1 protein-coding gene is annotated in these 323 nt (G+C 69.0%); it reads left to right on the forward strand.

Going from position 1 to position 323, the window contains the following annotated elements; all coding sequences use genetic code 11:
- Positions 1–218: 218 nt before the first annotated feature.
- Positions 219–323 (forward strand): YkgJ family cysteine cluster protein (locus ABGA94_RS20570; RefSeq protein WP_375367999.1); only part of this gene is annotated, 105 nt, incomplete at its 3' end.

The following is a 323-nucleotide window of genomic DNA, read 5'->3' on the forward strand; positions in this document are numbered from 1 at the left end:
CCGAGCATGGCGCCCTCGTCGGCCCACGCACCCAGCCAGTTCAACGTGCACTGCGCCGCTGCCGGGTCACCGCTGCGCAGATAGTCGTCGCTCATGTGCGCCACGTCGGCGGCATAGCCACCGCAGTAGCTGTTGCTGTCCCACACCGCCGATTCCACGTCACTGCCGACCACCGCGCGGAACGGCTTGGGCAGCGCCGGGCGACCGGCCGTGCCGTGATGGCGCGCAACGAGGAAGGCTGGTGTGCGGCGATCGATCCCTATCACCTGCGCTGCACGATCTATTCGCAGCGCCCGGCGATCTGCCGCCAGTTCTCGATGGGC

Origin of the sequence: Stenotrophomonas sp. 3diitr2024 (assembly GCF_042136455.1) — a bacterium.
Taxonomy (GTDB): domain Bacteria; phylum Pseudomonadota; class Gammaproteobacteria; order Xanthomonadales; family Xanthomonadaceae; genus Stenotrophomonas; species Stenotrophomonas sepilia.